We start from the raw sequence: 16,831 nt of genomic DNA on the forward strand, positions 1-16,831 counted from the left end.
CAAAGAGGTTCTTTTACATAAGTGATACTCTTAAGGTATTTACCATTCCTTTTTCTATTACAGGCATGGCTGCTAGATTGATAAGCATATCGCCTTTTTCTACAAAACCTCGTTCTAATGCTAAATTATTAACGTCATGAACTGTTTCGTCAGTACTTACATATTTATCATAATAAAATGCTTTAACGCCCCAAAGAAGACTTAGTTGTGATAATATTCTTCTATTACTGGTAAATACTAAAATATGAGCTCCTGGTCTCCAGGCAGAAATCTGAAAAGCGGTATAACCACTATTAGTTAATGTACAGATAGCTTTGGCGTTAATATCGTTGGCCATATGTGCTGCATGGTAACAAATAGATTTAGTAATGAATCGATTAGTTCTTATATGAGGAGGATCCTGAGGAACCTGAATAAGCTCAGAGTTTTCTACACTATTAATTATTTTAGTCATAGTAGCGATAACTTGTACAGGATATTTACCTACCGAAGTCTCTCCGGATAACATAACTGCATCAGCGCCATCCATTACCGAGTTGGCAACATCATTTACTTCTGCACGAGTTGGGGTTAAACTATCGATCATGGTCTCCATCATCTGCGTTGCTATAATAACAGGTATCCTAGCCGTCTTAGCTCTAAGCACTAACTTTTTCTGAATTAAAGGAACCTCTTGAGCAGGAATTTCTACACCTAGATCTCCTCTGGCAACCATAAGACCATCGCAATAAGCAACAATCTTATCTATATTTTCTACACCTTCAGGTTTTTCGATTTTTGCAACGATAGGAATCTTATGTTCGCTGTGTTCCTTAATAAGATCTTGTAATTCTATAAGATCCTGAGCATGTCTAACAAATGATAATGCAATCCAATCTACTTCTAGACTACAGGCAAAAATTGCATCTTTTACGTCCTTTTCTGTAAGCGCAGGTAAAGAGATATTCGTATTAGGTAAGTTAACTCCTTTTTTAGACTTTAAAGGACCTCCCTGAATTACTTTTGCCTTTATTGTATCCTTATTATTAGAAGAAACAACTTCAAAAATTAATTTACCGTCATCTAATAAAATTCTTTCTCCGGATTTTACATCTTTTGGAAAGTTCGCGTAGTTCATATAAACGCTGTCGGAAGTTCCTTCAAAAGGTTCTCCAGTAACAAAATTTATATGATCTCCATCATTAACAATAATATCACCTTTCATGACACCAACTCGTAATTTTGGACCTTGTAGATCTGCTAAAATAGCAGCATTAAACCCATGTTTGGCATTTAAGTCACGAATCATTTTTACTCGCTCTTTTACATCTTCATAATCAGCATGCGAAAAGTTGATTCTAAAAACGTTTACACCAGCTTCTAGCATTTTTTTTAGTACATCTTTCGTGCTTGTAGCGGGTCCAAGCGTTGCCACTATCTTAGTTTTTTTGGAGTTTGGCATTATTCAAATATTAAGTTGTTCTTTGATTTTAGTTGAGTATAATCCACAGCGTAAGCAGTTACAATTTGTGGAATAGTAAGTAGATTTTCTATGAGAGCTTTACTTGAAAATTGGGAAGTTTCAGCTTCTACCTTTAAAAAGTAATCTACATTTTTTAGTTCAGGAATTAGATATTCTGTAATAGCTCTTTCTGAAGCAGTCGATGCAAATAAGCCTTCAGCTGCTATCGTATCGGACTTAATTTTTGTTTTAAATTTATTTCCCAACAGACTATACATATTATATCTAAATTGATCATGATACTGAAACATCGGAAAACTTGCCGTATGTGTCTCATGTTCAAAATTTATATCTTCTTTTTTTCTGAAAAGTCGTAAGTCTAGATGCTTATTTAAAATAAAAGCTAATCTGTAGGTAGCTATCGAACTATGAACGGCAATAAGCTCATAATCATCATCAATAACATCGTCTAAAACCAGCCTTTGGATTGCCATTAGAATTTACATTTTTCCAAAATTATCGAGAAATATACAAATAAAATCTCCTTAGAAGTTTAATAAAAGATAAAGATATTATACGAAAACGATTGAGTTAGTATCTTTTAGGATTCTACACCTCAAACTTGCTATAAAATGAGAATTTAATAGTCTATTAACAGCTTAATAAAACAGAAATTAAAGAAAAGTTAGATTTTATGGGAAATTGATTTTTGACTGAAATGCGAAATAAGCTCTCTTGGATGCTTTTTCTTCAGCTTTTTTCTTTGAAGTTGCTCTGGCTTTTGCTACTACTTTATCGTCTATCCAGAGTTTTACCGCAAAATGTTTCATTTCGTCTTTTCCAGTATCTTCATAGATTTCATAGTTAAAATTCTTTTTAACTTTTTGACACCATTCTATAAGTAAACTTTTGTAACTAATTATTTGTCCTTCTAAACTTTCTATGTCAACATATGGATTAATAACGGATTCATGTATAAAACGTTCACAATAAACAAATCCTCGATCGAGATAAATGGCGCCAATTAAAGCTTCGAAGAGATTACCGTGGATATTAATACCAAATTGAGATTTTGGAATATTAGTACGAACAAGATCTATTAACTTAAGATCTTTGCCTAGTTCATTCAGGTGTTTCCTACTTACTACTTTAGCGCGCATTTTGGTAAGATATCCTTCGTTTCCTTCTGGAACCTCCTTAAATAAATGGGCAGCAATAACACTACTTAGCATAGCGTCACCAAGGAATTCTAAACGCTCATAGTTTATTGCATTTCCCTTTTTGTCTTTAAGATTTAAAGACCTGTGAGTAAAAGCCTTTTCGTAAGGCCCAATGCTTTTTGGTTTAAAACCCAATATGTTTTGGATTTTAGAAAAAAAATTCCCGTTCTTGTCAGAGCGGGAATTTAGTATGTTGCGAATAACACTCATTATTATTCGTCTAATTTTTTAAATAACACACATGCGTTATGACCTCCGAAACCAAAAGTATTACTCATAGCGTATGTAATGTCACGCTTTTGAGCTTTGTTTAAGGTCAAATTCAACGTAGGATCTATATTTTCATCCACAGTAGTGTGATTGATGGTTGGAGGCACCAAACTATTTTGCATAGCAAGTATAGAAGCAATTGCTTCGATAGCACCTGCAGCACCTAGTAGATGTCCAGTCATAGATTTTGTTGAATTTATATTAATGTTCTGTGCGTGATCACCAAATACTTTAGTAATTGCTTTTAATTCTGCAACATCACCTAATGGTGTGGATGTTCCATGAGTGTTTATAGCATCTACTTGTTCCGGTTGAACACCTGCATCTCTCAAACAATTGAGCATTACACGCTCTACTCCTATTCCATCAGGATGAGGAGCTGTCATATGATATGCATCACTAGACATACCACCACCTACAACTTCTGCATAGATTTTAGCACCTCTTGCTTTTGCATGTTCATATTCTTCAAGAATTAAAGCACCACCACCTTCTCCTAATACAAAACCATCTCTGGTTGCATCAAAAGGTCTGGAAGCAGACTCTGGACTTTCATTTCTTGTAGAAAGTGCGTGCATCGCATTAAATCCTCCCATACCAGCAATTGTTACAGCTGCTTCACTTCCTCCTGTAACAATGATATCACAATGCCCCAAACGAATATAGTTTAAAGCATCTATCATTGAATTTGCAGATGAAGCGCAGGCTGAAACCGTAGTATAGTTTGGTCCCATAAAACCATTTCGTATAGAAATATGTCCTGGAGCTATATCGGCGATCATTTTTGGAATAAAGAAAGGATTGAAACGAGGAGTTCCATTTCCATTAGCATATCCAATAACTTCTTCTTGAAAAGTTTCTAATCCACCTATACCAGCACCCCAGATAACACCCACTCTGAATTTATCAACCTTCTCAAGGTCGATAGCAGCATCTTTTATAGCTTCTTCAGAAGCGACAATAGCATACTGCGCAAATTTATCTAATTTGCGTGCGTCTTTTCTATCAAAATAGTCTGTGGGATTGTAATTTTTGACTTCGCAAGCAAATTTAGTCTTGAAATTTTCAGTATCAAAATAAGTAATAGGAGCGCATCCGCTTTTACCGTTTGCTAAACCATCCCAATACTCCGAAATATTGTTACCGATGGGCGTTAATGCCCCTAGTCCTGTGACTACAACTCGCTTAAGATTCATATAATGTTGTGAAGTTATTTACTTTGCGTCTTCAATATAAGATATTGCTTGACCAACTGTTGCAATGTTTTCAGCTTGATCATCTGGAATTTGAATATCGAATTCTTTTTCGAATTCCATAATCAACTCTACAGTGTCTAACGAATCAGCGCCTAGGTCATTTGTGAAGCTAGCCTCAGTTACAACCTCATTTTCGTCTACTCCTAATTTGTCAACGATTATCGCTTTTACTCTTGATGCAATGTCTGACATAATGTTTAATTTTAATTTTTTAATTAGGTCGCAAAAATAAAAAACTTTATTTTAAAACCCCATAATCCTCTAAAAATGTATTTGTAATTTATCAAATATATGGAAGTATTGGCTTTTTGCTGCCTAAAAATGGATAATAATTATTTTTTTTGTGCTCTCTAAACTAACACTCTATTGCTATGAAGCGTATCATAATTTTTGCTTCCGGTTCCGGTACCAATGCCGAAAATATTATTAAGTACTTTCAAGAACGCAAGAATGCAGAGGTAACACATGTGTTCTCTAACAACCTGCGTGCCAAAGTTTTAAAACGAGCTCATGACCTTAAAGTAAAGGCGTTACACTTTGACAAAGAGTCATTTTATGGTTCTAATGATGTATTAAATGTGCTAAAAGATGCCGAACCAGATATCATTGTCTTGGCAGGTTTTTTATGGATATTTCCTAAAAAGATCATTGATGTTTTCCCAGATAAAGTGATTAATATCCATCCCGCATTACTTCCAAAATACGGAGGAAAAGGGATGTATGGAAACCATGTACACGAAGCGGTTATTAGAAACAGGGAAAAAGAGAGTGGTATTACCATTCATTTTGTAAATGAACACTACGATGAGGGTGGAATTATTTTTCAGGCAGAAACTGCTATAAGCGAAAAAGATACTGCTGAGGATTTGGCAAAGGCTATCCATACTTTAGAATATAAATACTTTCCTGTCGTTATAGAAAAGGTTTTAGGTTTAAGAGATGAAATCTGATAATCAGTTTTAATTTAAAAGTATATTTATAGTTATTAGAAACATGGCCAAAAAGGAAAAGTTTTATGTCGTTTGGGAAGGACACAAGCCTGGAATTTATAACAAATGGGATGATTGTAAAGCTGCCGTAAAAGGATATGCAAATGCGAAATATAAATCTTTTGAATCTTTTGACCTGGCCAAAAAAGCGTACAATGGAAATTATGAGGATTATAGAGGAAAGAGCAAACCAAAATCTTCTTTAACTCCAGAACAATTATCAAAAATTGGAGAGCCTAATTTATATTCTATTGCGGTTGACGCAGCTTCAAGCGGGAATCCTGGTAAAATGGAATACAGAGGTGTAGATACTCAGACAGAAAAACAGCTTTTTCATCAAGGCCCTTTTCCTCAGGGGACAAATAACATAGGTGAGTTTTTGGCGTTAGTGCACGGTCTTGCATACCTTAAAAAGAAAGGGAGTGATCGGATTTTATATACGGATTCTAAAATAGCGATGGGTTGGGTAAAACAAAAAACCTGCAAGACCAAACTAAAGAGAAGTTCTAAAAATAAGCAAATGTTTGATTTAGTTGATCGGGCGATCATATGGCTTAAAGAAAACACGTATACAACCAAAATTGTTAAATGGGAAACAAAAGCTTGGGGTGAGATTCCAGCAGATTTTGGAAGGAAATAAACTCCTATTTAACGTACTTTAACAAGACCCTTTTGTAATTCAATTTATTTTTTTTCTACTAAATCATTATCGAGTATTGAACCTAATGACTTAGAAATGAAAAAAATAAATATCAAAAATATATCTTTCTTTTTACTCATTTTGATTCCGCTAACCATATGGAGTCAGGATGGATGGAGTCTTTCTAAGGATAGTGAAGGAATAAAAATATGGGTTAGAAATTATGAAGATAGCCGATATAAAGAATATAAAGCGATAACATCTATTAAAACTTCCTTGGACAAGGTAATACAAGAGTTGTTAACAGCTCCACGGTATAATCACAACTGCGAAGATGGAGTTAGTCATTTGGTTAAGGTATCTGACAATAAAGACTATATTTTTTATGTAAAGAATGATTTTCCTTGGCCTATAACGGATAGGGACGTGGTTTCTAAATTAAAATTGAATAAGATTTCTAATAATAAAGTAGAATTAAGCATTAGATCTGCATCAACAGAGGTTCCAGAGGTGAAAAATACACTTAGAGTGCAGGAATTGGTTGGACATTGGCTATTAGAAGAGAAAAATGGTTATGTTCAAGTCACTCAACAACTTTATGTAAATCCTGAAGGTACTTTACCTTCCTTTATTACGAATTCATTATTAGTACTTGGACCTTTTAGAACTTTTAAAAATCTTAGAAGTACCTTAGAAAATCTAAATTCTTGAAGAATCAACGTTTAAATTAGAATTACATTTCGAACGTAAACTTGATATAAAAAAAAGCTCTAGATCTGTATCTAGAGCTTTTGTATGAATTATTTTTTATTTATTAAGCACCGCAAGGTCCTAGATTACTCCATCCAGTGCTAGTTCTTTGATAAAGAGTTCCGTTATAAGTTACTTGGTCACCAACAGAATATGATGTGTTTCCGTTATAAGGAGCTACACCGTCACAAGGATCCGAGCTACCACATTCACCAAGATTACTCCACCCAGTACTAGTTCTTTGGTAAAGTGTACCGTTATAAGTTACTTTATCTCCTGTAGCATATGAAGTGTTTCCGTTATAAGGAGCTACACCTGCGCAGATATCTCCAGAATCTGGAAATGGATAAATTGTTCCAATAAATGCCTTATCAGTTGCAGATAACTGTGTGTTAGATCCAACTGCAACTCTATCTAGAGTATGTTCTGCAGGAATTGGATAATGCATAATTGATAATGGATCATATTCGCTATAATTACTGATACTAGCATCATAACGTCTAAAAAGATTGTTGTCTACTTGTGCTTGCGACCAATAATTAGGAGCACCAGCATAATATGCATATACAGCATCTTTATCCCAGTTAATTCCAGCAACTGGGTTTTGGTGTTCATGGATTAAACCTAAAGCATGACCAAACTCATGAATAGTTGTTCTTCTAAATTCGGTATCAGTAGTATTGTCGTTAAACCATCCAAAGTGCATACTATGTGCATAACTATTAGAATCTGTTCCTAGGTATGACCAAGAACCAGCTTCATCGGCATATTGCCCTTCTCTAAAAGCAATTTTTATATTGGCACTTCCAGAGGTAACCCATTGGAATTTTAAATTAGCGTACTTTTCCCATTCAACCGCATACTGTCTTACTTTGGATTGTACAAAACTATTTCCATTTAAGAATTTTACACGGATAGTTTGTCCAGGTTCCCATTGTTTAGCCTTTACACTTGTAGCTTTAGCACCGTTAGGAGCATCCCATTTAGCAATACATACGTGTGCAGATTTTGAAAAGTCGATTTCGTTCGTCTCTAATACATCTTCTGTGTCCTTGTCACAATTGGTTAGAGAAAAGGAGATTAGGGCAGCTAGCGCAAGTCTAGCTATCTTACTTTTTTTCATAATTATGTTGAGTTTATGTTAAAGTTATGACAAATTTAACATTATTTTAGTAGGAATCCAAGTTTTTTTGAAAGAAAAGAAGTTTTTAACATAAAATCATTATGGCATATCCACAAAAACTATTCAAAATAAATATGAGCCGCAATGTAACATAAAAAAGGTTTATACAAAGCTTTTAGTTGGATAAAAAAGGACATAATATCTAAGTAATCGTTTTAAAGTTTTTAGTAAAAAGTAAAGCGTATATTTGCAAAAAATTATTAAGCTATTTTATGAGTAAATTACTTATTGTAGGTTCCGTTGCTTTTGATGCTATTGAGACACCTTTTGGCAAAACAGATAAGATATTGGGCGGAGCTGCTCCGTACATTGCACTTTCTGCTTCCAACTTTAACATTCCATCTGCAATAGTTTCTGTGGTTGGAGAAGACTTTCCTAAGGATTATTTTAAAACATTAGAAGCGAAAAATATTGATACATCTGCAATAGAAATCGTAGAAGGAGGTAAAACTTTTTTCTGGAGTGGTAAATATCATAATGATTTGAATTCGAGAGATACATTAGAGACTCAACTAAATGTATTAGCAGATTTTCAACCAGTGGTTCCAGAAAATTATAAGGATGCGGAGATTGTAGTATTAGGAAATTTAAATCCGTTGGTACAGCTTAGTGTTTTAGAACAGTTTAAGGAGAAGCCTAAGTTGGCTATTTTAGATACTATGAATTTTTGGATGGAGGATGCTTTTATAAATGACTTGCATAAAGTTATTTCTAAAGTAGATGTTATTACCATAAATGATGAGGAAGCAAGGCAATTAAGCGGAGAGTACTCTTTGGTAAAAGCTGCAAGAGCAATAGAAAAAATGGGTCCTAAATATGTGGTGATTAAAAAAGGAGAACATGGGGCTTTATTATTTCATAAAGACCAAATTTTCTTTGCACCAGCATTGCCATTAGAAGAGGTTTTTGATCCTACAGGAGCAGGTGATACTTTTGCAGGAGGTTTTGCAGGGTATTTAACCAAAACAGGAAACCTTTCTTTCGAGAATATGAAAAATGCGATTATTCACGCATCCAATTTAGCATCGTTCTGTGTAGAGAAATTTGGAACAGAAAGAATGGAAAATTTGGAAAGGGACGAAGTTCAAAAGCGACTTAAACAATTTAAAGAGCTAACACAATTCGAAATAGAATTATCATAGTTTACAATAAATAGCCCTTTTCGATTTTAGTGAGGGCTTTTTTTAATTAATGATTTATTTAGAGCAAACCTACTACAACACAACAATAGAATTTTTGGAATACAATGAGTGATGCCTTAAAACATGAATGCGGAATAGCATTTATAAGATTACTGAAACCATTAGAGTATTATAAGGAGAAATATGGTAGTGCATTTTACGGAGTTAATAAAATGTACCTCATGATGGAAAAACAGCATAATCGCGGACAAGATGGTGCTGGTTTTGCAAGTATTAAATTAGACAGACCGCCTGGAGAAAGATATATAAGTAGAGTTCGATCAAGTGCTTCCCAGCCTATTCAGGATATTTTTTCACAGATTAATGATCGAATTAACAAAGAGCTTGTAGAGCATCCGGAGTATACGGATAATGTTGATTTACAAAAAAAGAACATACCATATATAGGAGAAGTTCTCTTAGGGCATGTGCGTTATGGGACTTTTGGTAAAAATAGTGTAGAAAGTGTGCACCCTTTTTTAAGGCAAAATAATTGGATGCATCGTAATCTTATCGTCGCAGGTAATTTTAATATGACAAATAATAATGTCTTATTTGAAAATCTGGTGAGATTAGGGCAGCATCCTAAGGATCATGTGGATACCGTAACAGTAATGGAAAAAATTGGTCACTTTTTGGATTCTGAAGTTGCCAAGTTATATAAAAAGCTTAAGAAAGAAGGATACAGTAAGGTAGATGCTTCTCCACAAATCGTAGAGCGATTAAACGTTGCTAAAATTTTAAAGAAATCTTCTAAAGATTGGGATGGAGGGTATGCTATGGCAGGAATGTTAGGTCATGGAGATGCATTTGTTCTTAGAGACCCAGCAGGAATTAGACCCGCTTATTATTATCAAGATGATGAAGTAGTCGTGGTAGCTTCCGAGCGACCTGTTATTCAAACAGTATTTAATGTTCCTTTTGATCAGGTAATCGAATTAGACCCTGGTAAGGCAATTATAGTTAAGAAAAATGGAAAAACATCTATAAGTAAAATTATGGATCCGTTAGAAAGAAAAGCTTGTTCTTTCGAACGTATTTATTTTTCTAGAGGTAGTGACGCAGAAATATATAAAGAACGAAAGAATCTTGGTAAGCTTATTATGCCACAGGTATTAAAAGAAATAGACCATGATACCGTAAATACTGTATTTTCTTTTATTCCAAATACTGCCGAAACTTCATTCTACGGAATGGTAGAAGCAGCCCAAGATGAACTTAATAAACAAAAGAACGAGACGATTCTTGCAGAAAAAGATTCGCTCACTGATGAACGTTTATCCGAAATACTATCTGCAAGATTAAGAACCGAGAAATTGGCAATAAAAGATGCTAAGCTCAGAACCTTTATTACTGAGGATAGTAGTAGAGACGATTTAGTTGCACACGTATATGATGTTACATATGGGGTGGTAAAGTCGGAAGATAATTTGGTGATTATAGATGATAGTATAGTTAGAGGAACGACGCTTAAAAAGAGTATTATTAAAATGCTTGATAGGTTAAATCCGAAAAAGATTATAGTTGTATCCTCGGCACCACAAATACGCTATCCAGACTGTTATGGAATAGATATGGCCAGACTAGAAGGTTTAATTGCTTTTAAGGCTTCTTTAGAGTTATTAAAAGAGAATGGCAATTATAGCTTAGTAGAAGAAGTTTATAAAAAGTGTAAAGCACAAGAAAACTTAGCAGATGAAAAAGTTCATAATTTTGTAAAAGAAATATATGAAGGGTTCACAGATCAGGAAATAAGTGATAAAATTGCAGAACTTTTAAGTGATGAGACTGTTGGCGCAGAAATAAAAATTATCTATCAAACCGTGGACAACCTTCATAAGGCATGTCCTAAAAACCTTGGCGATTGGTACTTTACTGGAGATTATCCTACTGCAGGAGGGAATCGAGTTGTAAATAAGGCATTTATAAACTTTTTCGAAGGAAAAGATGAAAGAGCTTATTAAAAAATAAAATATCTTGTTGTTAAAATCAGTTAATTTGTGTATTTCAACAAGTATTTTGGCTTTTCATCTAAAACATTTTTCCACATTGAAATAACGCTTTATATTAGCAGAGCCATAGCATAAGTAGGTTAAGTTCATGGTAGATTTGGGGCAAAAAAAGGTGGACTTTCCACCTTTTTTTATTTTAGAACATTTTGTAAAAATTGATATATAAAAAAAGAGTCATAACATTATTATGACTCTTTTTGTTTTGTAGTATATATTAGATATTACTTCCCTTGAGCATATCTAGTTGAAACTTCATCCCAGTTGATTACATTAAAGAATGCACTAATATAATCTGGTCTGCGATTTTGATAATTTAAGTAATATGCATGCTCCCATACATCTAGGCCAAGAATTGGAGTTCCACCACAACCTACATTAGGCATTAATGGATTATCCTGATTAGGAGTTCCACATACTTCTACTTTACCTCCTTCGTGAACACATAACCATGCCCATCCAGAACCGAATTGTGTTGCTGCTGCTTTAGAAAAAGCATCCTTAAATGCATCAAATGAACCAAAAGCGCTATTGATAGCTTCTGCAAGTTCTCCAGATGGAGCTCCTCCTCCGTTCGGAGACATTACTTCCCAGAATAAGCAGTGATTATAATATCCTCCACCATTATTTCTAACAGCACCGTTAGACATATCAAGGTTGATAAGGATATTTTCTATAGTCTTGCCTTCTAAATCTGTACCAGCAATAGCAGCATTTAATTTACTTGTATATCCAGCATGATGCTTATCATGATGAATTTCCATTGTTCGTGCGTCTATATTAGGTTCTAATGCATCAAAGGCATAGTTTAATTTTGGTAATTCAAATGACATAATCTATTTTTTAGTTAATAAGAAAAATGAAACCAAAGTTAGGAATAAGAGTTATGAATAAAAATTAATATTTGTTATAAATTAATTAAATCAAAATTTTTTCATTTCATTGATTAATATCGTAGTCTAATTCATTTTTACGAGTGATTCATGTTTGAAAAATAGTCTTTTTTGATACTTTAGTAAAAAAACAAACTATTGAATTCTAAGTACCCTTTTACAATTTATAATGCTGCTGCTGGAGCTGGAAAAACCTATACTTTGGTTAAAGCTTACTTAATAGCTCTTTTAACAGGAGAATTTAAGGATACTTATAAGAATATTTTGGCAATTACTTTTACAAATAAGGCAGTTGCAGAAATGAAAACAAGAGTTTTAGAAAATCTTGTTGGAATAAGTCAGGAAAATCCAGTAGCTAAATATGAATACTTATTAAATGATATTGTTCAGGAAACAAAAATTGAAGAGCATATCATAAAACAAAAATCAGATAGAATTCTAAAAAGTATTTTACACAATTATGCTGCTTTTGATATTGTCACTATTGACACCTTTACTCATAGAGTTATCCGCACTTTTGCTCGGGATTTAGGGATTCCTATGAATTTTGAAATTGAAATGGATACAGAATCCTTGATTGAAGAATCCGTGGATGCTGTAATTGCTAAGGTTGGTGACGATAAAATGTTAACAGATATTATTATCGATTTTGCGCTTAGTAAATTGGAAGACGATAAAAATTGGGATATTACTGTAGAATTAAACAAAGTAGCGCGCCTATTGTTTAGTGAGAATGATAGAATGCATCTGGATAAACTTGCTCAAAAAACCTCTGAGGATTTCGAAAGTTTTAAGAAAAGTCTGGGACAAAAAATTTCAGAATTAAAAACGGATATTATTTCGACTTCTGAAGATATTTTGAAAAAAATAGAAGAGCAAGGTCTAGAACATAAAGATTTTACTAGAGGATCAGTTCCAGGGCATTTTAAAAAATTAGCAGAAGGAGACTTAAAAGTTGATTTTAAAGCTGCTTGGAAACAAAATATTCAGTCTGCATCATTCTACAATGCTAAGTTAGAGGATTACAAAAAGAAAAGTATAGACGGTCTTCGGGATGATATCGAACGTGCTTTTTTAGGCACAAAAGAGCAAATAGTACATATAAAGTTGTATGATAATATTATCAGAAATCTAATTCCCCTTTCTGTACTAAATCTCATTAATAAAGAACTTCAGGAAATAAAAAAAGAAAGAAGTATTTTATTGATTTCTGAATTTAATAAAATTATTAGTGAGGCCATTCAAGATCAACCTGCACCTTTTATTTACGAACGTCTAGGAGAACGATATAGAGATTATTTTATAGATGAATTCCAAGACACTTCCGAATTGCAATGGAATAATATAATACCATTAATTGATAATGCAATTTCTTCAGAAACGTTAAGTGGTAAAAGAGGTCAGGTAACAATTGTTGGCGATGCTAAACAAGCAATTTACAGGTGGCGAGGAGGAAAAGCAGAACAGTTTATTGACTTGTCATTAGATCATAATCCGTTTTCGGTACAAGAAAAACAGGTTCTAAATTTACCAAGAAACTATCGTAGCCATCAAGAAATCATAAAATTCAATAATGACTTCTTTACCTTTTTATCTAATGACTTTAGTAACGATCTTCACAAAAAATTATACCTATTAGGAAATAATCAAGAGTATAATACTAAGAAAAAAGGTTTTGTACATCTTTCTTTTATTTCGGCTAATAATATTGCAGAGGAAAATGAGGTTTATCCAGAAAAAGTATATGAATATGTTTTAGAGCTGCAAGAAAAAGGATATCTGCTAAATGAAATTTGTATTTTAACAAGAAAACAAAAAGAAGGAACGACAATAGCAGATTTTCTAACTGAAAAAGGCGTTCCTATTGTTTCTTCCGAAACCTTGTTGCTTAAAAATGATCCAAGAGTTGGTTTTATTGTGAATATGCTTACCTGGTTCATATACCCTCATGAGCTTTCTGCTAAAACTAATGTCTTATATTTTATTGCAGAGCAATTCTCTATTACACAAAAACATAGTTTTTTTGATAAATTGATTTTTAATAGTCGGCAAGAATTCTGTGATGAATTGAAGATTTTAGGAATTGATTTTAGCTTTTATCAATTAGAAATCAAACCTTTTTATGAAGCGGTAGAATATATCATTAACTCTTTTGAGTTATCTAAGGTGTCGCCTGCTTATGTTCAGTTTTTTTTAGACACGGTTTTTGGATACACTCAAAAACAAGCTGAAGGTATCATTGGGTTTTTGTCATATTGGGAACAGAAAAAGGAAAAGTTAAGTATCATAGCTCCCGAAGGAGAAGAGGCGATTCGAATTATGACCATACATAAATCCAAAGGATTAGAATTTCCTTGTGTGATTTATCCATATGCGAATATCGACATATATAGAGAAATTGAGCCCAAATCTTGGTTGCCAGTATCAAAAAAAGACTTCAATGCTTTCGAGGAGGTATTTATAAGTTACAATAAGGAATTATCCGAGCTGGGAACTAAAGGAGCAAAAATAGTTCAGGAACGTGAGTCCCAATTAGAATTAGATGCATTTAATCTTTTATATGTTGCATTAACAAGAGCAGAAGAGCAATTGTATGTTATTTCCAAAACTGAAATAAATTCTAAAGGAGAAACCAATCCGAATAAGTTTTCTGGTAAGCTTATCAATTATCTAAAACATATTGGCCAATGGAATGACGAAGAATCTATTTATACTTTTGGAATAGATGAAAAACCGTTTCAAGAAGAACAATTAGATAGCACTAAAACAAAAAACTTTACACTTAGTAATTTACAAAGTTCTAAAAAGAAATATAAAGTAAATATTGTAACTAATGCTGGCAAACTTTGGGAAACAGATCAAGAAACAGCTATAGAAAAAGGTAACATTATTCATGAAATGATGGCTTCTATTGTTACTCATGGAGATATTGATGAAGCGGTAGAAAAGGGTTTCGAAACAGGGTTAATTAACCATCTAGAGAAGAATTCAATATATAATGATATTAAAAAGGTTATTGAACATCCTGAGTTGTCTACATATTTTTCTGAAGAGTATACCATATTAAATGAAAGAGATATTATTTCAGGCGGTAATATATATAGACCAGATAGAGTGCAAATAAATTCCGAGAATAAAGCAACAATACTGGATTACAAAACTGGAGAATATAATTCGGCACATTCAAAGCAAATAGAAACGTACGGTTTTCTGCTTCAACAAATGGGATATGAAGTGGAAAATAAGATTTTAGTGTATTTCAACGATAAAATCATTCTAAAATATGTTTAATTAACAATTATTTTCGCAATTACTAGTAGAATTTTACGGATAAAAAATATTTTTATCTTATAATTGTAGCGTAATTAAGAAAATTATAGCATTAAATTTTACTTAGTTAGGTGGTTTTTTTCACATTTGAGGGGTTCTTGATAAGGTAAAATTAAACCTTAAAAACTTCGCAAAGGTCGATAGACACTGGCCTATTAAGAAAAATTTATTAGTTTTGTCTTTGACAGTAATTTTTAACATATTACATTTGCTCTAATTAACACTTAAAAATTAAATTATTGAATATGAAACATCTTAGCAGATTTTTAGTGGCTTCGTTATTAGTACTTGGGTTTAGTACTGCGAATGCACAGGATGAAAACAACCCTTGGGCTGTATCGATTGGCGTTAATGCTGTTGATATATTTCCTACCGGAGGAGATTTACCTGTACAAGGGGAGATCTTTGACGAGTTTTTTAACGCTAGTGACCACTGGAATATTCTTCCATCTGTTTCTAAATTATCTGTTGGTAGATATATAGGAGATGGATTTACATTTACCGTTGCAGGTACAGTTAACAGAATTGACAAATTTGGAGAAACAGCTGACGGAACTGATGTAACCGTTGATGATTTATCATACTACGCTGCTGACGGTAGAATTAGCTATAGCTTCAAAAACGCTTTAAAATCTAAATGGTTCGATCCTTACTTAGGTGTAGGTGGAGGTTACACTTGGGTTGATGAGATTGGTGCTGGAACTTTAAATGGTTCTTTAGGTGTTAATGTTTGGTTAACTGAAAACTTAGCTTTCAATTTACAAACTACTTATAAGCATGTATTCGAAGATTACGAGACTGGAGCTTATCCTCCAACTCACTTCCAACACTCTGCTGGTCTTACTTTCGCTTTCGGAGGTAAAGATACTGATGGAGACGGTGTATTCGACAAAGATGATGAGTGTATCGACGTTCCTGGTTTAGCAGAATTTAACGGATGTCCTGATACTGACGGTGATGGAATCACTGACGCTAAAGATGACTGTCCAGATGTTGCTGGTACTGCAGAATTTAATGGATGTGCTGATACTGACGGTGACGGAATCCCTGATCCTAAAGATGAGTGTCCTACAGTTGCTGGTTTAGCTAACTTAAACGGATGTCCTGATGCAGACGGTGATGGAATCACTGATTCTAAAGATGGTTGTCCAAATGAAGCAGGTCCTGCAGCAAACAACGGATGTCCTTACCAAGATAAAGATGGTGACGGAGTATTAGATAAAGATGATAACTGTCCAGATGTTGCTGGTACTGTAGCTAACAACGGATGTCCTGAGGTAACTGAAGAAATCCAAAAGACATTAAATGAGTACGCTGCTCAAGTATTATTTGATTCTGGTAAATCTACTATTAAAGATCAGTCTACTAAAGTATTAAATGATATCATTGGTATCTTAAAAGAGTATCCAACTGCTAAGTTTACAGTAGAAGGACATACTGATAGCCAAGGTGCTGCTAAAGCTAACCAAAGATTATCTGATGCTAGAGCTAACGCTGTTAAGAACTTCTTAACTAGTAACGGTATCGATCAGTTTAGATTATCTGCTGTTGGTTACGGAGAAGACAGACCAATCGCTTCTAACAAAACAAGAAAAGGTAGAGCTCAAAACAGACGTGTAGAGATCAACTTAGTAAAGTAATTATTCTTTAGTAAGTATTAATAAATACA

The 16,831-nt window shown here is 33.6% G+C and carries 14 protein-coding genes; 7 read left to right on the plus strand and 7 right to left on the minus strand.

Going from position 1 to position 16,831, the window contains the following annotated elements:
• Positions 1–13: 13 nt before the first annotated feature.
• The 5 genes from pyk to Q1A73_RS21195 all read right to left on the minus strand — a co-directional run bounded on the left by pyk (position 14) and on the right by Q1A73_RS21195 (position 4,379).
• Positions 14–1,441, minus strand: a complete 1,428-nt coding sequence (pyk, locus tag Q1A73_RS21175; RefSeq protein ID WP_299609859.1) for a pyruvate kinase — start codon at positions 1,439–1,441, stop codon at positions 14–16.
• A complete protein-coding gene (locus Q1A73_RS21180; RefSeq protein WP_299609862.1) occupies positions 1,441–1,935 on the minus strand; it encodes an IPExxxVDY family protein in 495 nt (164 codons plus the stop codon). Before Q1A73_RS21180 ends, pyk begins: the two co-directional genes overlap by 1 nt.
• 198 nt (positions 1,936–2,133) lie before the next feature.
• Positions 2,134–2,871, minus strand: a complete 738-nt coding sequence (gene rnc, locus Q1A73_RS21185) for a ribonuclease III (RefSeq protein ID WP_299609863.1) — start codon at positions 2,869–2,871, stop codon at positions 2,134–2,136.
• A gap of 2 nt (positions 2,872–2,873) precedes the next feature.
• Positions 2,874–4,127 (minus strand): beta-ketoacyl-ACP synthase II, encoded by a 1,254-nt coding sequence (fabF, locus tag Q1A73_RS21190; RefSeq protein WP_299609865.1) that lies wholly within the window; start codon positions 4,125–4,127, stop codon positions 2,874–2,876.
• A gap of 18 nt (positions 4,128–4,145) precedes the next feature.
• Positions 4,146–4,379 carry an acyl carrier protein gene (locus Q1A73_RS21195; protein WP_027394586.1) on the minus strand — a complete coding sequence of 78 codons (234 nt, stop codon included), beginning with the start codon at positions 4,377–4,379 and terminating at the stop codon, positions 4,146–4,148.
• Between the two features lie 179 nt (positions 4,380–4,558).
• Here Q1A73_RS21195 and Q1A73_RS21200 point away from each other — a divergent pair, with 179 nt between their 5' ends.
• The 3 genes from Q1A73_RS21200 to Q1A73_RS21210 all read left to right on the plus strand — a co-directional run bounded on the left by Q1A73_RS21200 (position 4,559) and on the right by Q1A73_RS21210 (position 6,527).
• The gene (locus Q1A73_RS21200) at positions 4,559–5,137 is read left to right on the plus strand and encodes a phosphoribosylglycinamide formyltransferase (protein ID WP_299609867.1); all 579 of its coding nucleotides are present in this window, start codon (positions 4,559–4,561) and stop codon (positions 5,135–5,137) included.
• Between the two features lie 43 nt (positions 5,138–5,180).
• Positions 5,181–5,816 (plus strand): ribonuclease H family protein, encoded by a 636-nt coding sequence (locus Q1A73_RS21205; RefSeq protein WP_299609868.1) that lies wholly within the window; start codon positions 5,181–5,183, stop codon positions 5,814–5,816.
• 96 nt (positions 5,817–5,912) lie between these two features.
• On the plus strand, positions 5,913–6,527 hold the full coding sequence (locus Q1A73_RS21210) for an START domain-containing protein (RefSeq protein WP_299609870.1): 615 nt from the start codon (positions 5,913–5,915) through the stop codon (positions 6,525–6,527).
• Between the two features lie 103 nt (positions 6,528–6,630).
• Here Q1A73_RS21210 and Q1A73_RS21215 read toward each other — a convergent pair whose 3' ends face one another.
• Positions 6,631–7,689 carry a carbohydrate-binding protein gene (locus Q1A73_RS21215; RefSeq protein ID WP_299609871.1) on the minus strand — a complete coding sequence of 353 codons (1,059 nt, stop codon included), beginning with the start codon at positions 7,687–7,689 and terminating at the stop codon, positions 6,631–6,633.
• Positions 7,690–7,961: 272 nt separating this feature from the next.
• On the opposite strand from Q1A73_RS21215, the gene Q1A73_RS21220 reads away from it, so the two are divergent.
• Positions 7,962–8,891 carry a PfkB family carbohydrate kinase gene (locus Q1A73_RS21220; RefSeq protein WP_299609874.1) on the plus strand — a complete coding sequence of 310 codons (930 nt, stop codon included), beginning with the start codon at positions 7,962–7,964 and terminating at the stop codon, positions 8,889–8,891.
• A 104-nt stretch (positions 8,892–8,995) separates the two neighbouring features.
• Positions 8,996–10,894 carry an amidophosphoribosyltransferase gene (locus tag Q1A73_RS21225; RefSeq protein ID WP_299609876.1) on the plus strand — a complete coding sequence of 633 codons (1,899 nt, stop codon included), beginning with the start codon at positions 8,996–8,998 and terminating at the stop codon, positions 10,892–10,894.
• 269 nt (positions 10,895–11,163) lie between these two features.
• Here Q1A73_RS21225 and Q1A73_RS21230 read toward each other — a convergent pair whose 3' ends face one another.
• Entirely contained in the window at positions 11,164–11,772 is a 609-nt protein-coding gene (locus Q1A73_RS21230) for a superoxide dismutase (RefSeq protein ID WP_299609878.1), read from the minus strand.
• Positions 11,773–11,970: 198 nt separating this feature from the next.
• Between Q1A73_RS21230 and Q1A73_RS21235 the strand changes: the two genes are divergently transcribed.
• A complete protein-coding gene (locus Q1A73_RS21235) occupies positions 11,971–15,123 on the plus strand; it encodes a UvrD-helicase domain-containing protein (RefSeq protein WP_299609880.1) in 3,153 nt (1,050 codons plus the stop codon).
• 284 nt (positions 15,124–15,407) lie between these two features.
• On the plus strand, positions 15,408–16,802 hold the full coding sequence (locus Q1A73_RS21240) for an OmpA family protein (RefSeq protein ID WP_299609883.1): 1,395 nt from the start codon (positions 15,408–15,410) through the stop codon (positions 16,800–16,802).
• Positions 16,803–16,831 lie beyond the last annotated feature (29 nt).

This window comes from uncultured Aquimarina sp. (genome assembly GCF_947492115.1).
GTDB lineage: Bacteria > Bacteroidota > Bacteroidia > Flavobacteriales > Flavobacteriaceae > Aquimarina.

What these genes read in the sequence shown, in the direction of transcription:
- Q1A73_RS21205 (WP_299609868.1), top strand. Translation starts at nt 5,181, where the DNA reads ATGGCCAAAAAGGAAAAGTTTTATGTCGTTTGGGAAGGACACAAGCCT.
- Q1A73_RS21225 (WP_299609876.1), top strand. Translation starts at nt 8,996, where the DNA reads ATGAGTGATGCCTTAAAACATGAATGCGGAATAGCATTTATAAGATTA.
- Q1A73_RS21180 (WP_299609862.1), bottom strand. Translation starts at nt 1,935, where the DNA reads ATGGCAATCCAAAGGCTGGTTTTAGACGATGTTATTGATGATGATTAT.
- fabF (WP_299609865.1), bottom strand. Translation starts at nt 4,127, where the DNA reads ATGAATCTTAAGCGAGTTGTAGTCACAGGACTAGGGGCATTAACGCCC.
- pyk (WP_299609859.1), bottom strand. Translation starts at nt 1,441, where the DNA reads ATGCCAAACTCCAAAAAAACTAAGATAGTGGCAACGCTTGGACCCGCT.
- Q1A73_RS21215 (WP_299609871.1), bottom strand. Translation starts at nt 7,689, where the DNA reads ATGAAAAAAAGTAAGATAGCTAGACTTGCGCTAGCTGCCCTAATCTCC.
- Q1A73_RS21210 (WP_299609870.1), top strand. Translation starts at nt 5,913, where the DNA reads ATGAAAAAAATAAATATCAAAAATATATCTTTCTTTTTACTCATTTTG.
- Q1A73_RS21220 (WP_299609874.1), top strand. Translation starts at nt 7,962, where the DNA reads ATGAGTAAATTACTTATTGTAGGTTCCGTTGCTTTTGATGCTATTGAG.
- Q1A73_RS21195 (WP_027394586.1), bottom strand. Translation starts at nt 4,379, where the DNA reads ATGTCAGACATTGCATCAAGAGTAAAAGCGATAATCGTTGACAAATTA.
- Q1A73_RS21200 (WP_299609867.1), top strand. Translation starts at nt 4,559, where the DNA reads ATGAAGCGTATCATAATTTTTGCTTCCGGTTCCGGTACCAATGCCGAA.
- rnc (WP_299609863.1), bottom strand. Translation starts at nt 2,871, where the DNA reads ATGAGTGTTATTCGCAACATACTAAATTCCCGCTCTGACAAGAACGGG.
- Q1A73_RS21230 (WP_299609878.1), bottom strand. Translation starts at nt 11,772, where the DNA reads ATGTCATTTGAATTACCAAAATTAAACTATGCCTTTGATGCATTAGAA.
- Q1A73_RS21240 (WP_299609883.1), top strand. Translation starts at nt 15,408, where the DNA reads ATGAAACATCTTAGCAGATTTTTAGTGGCTTCGTTATTAGTACTTGGG.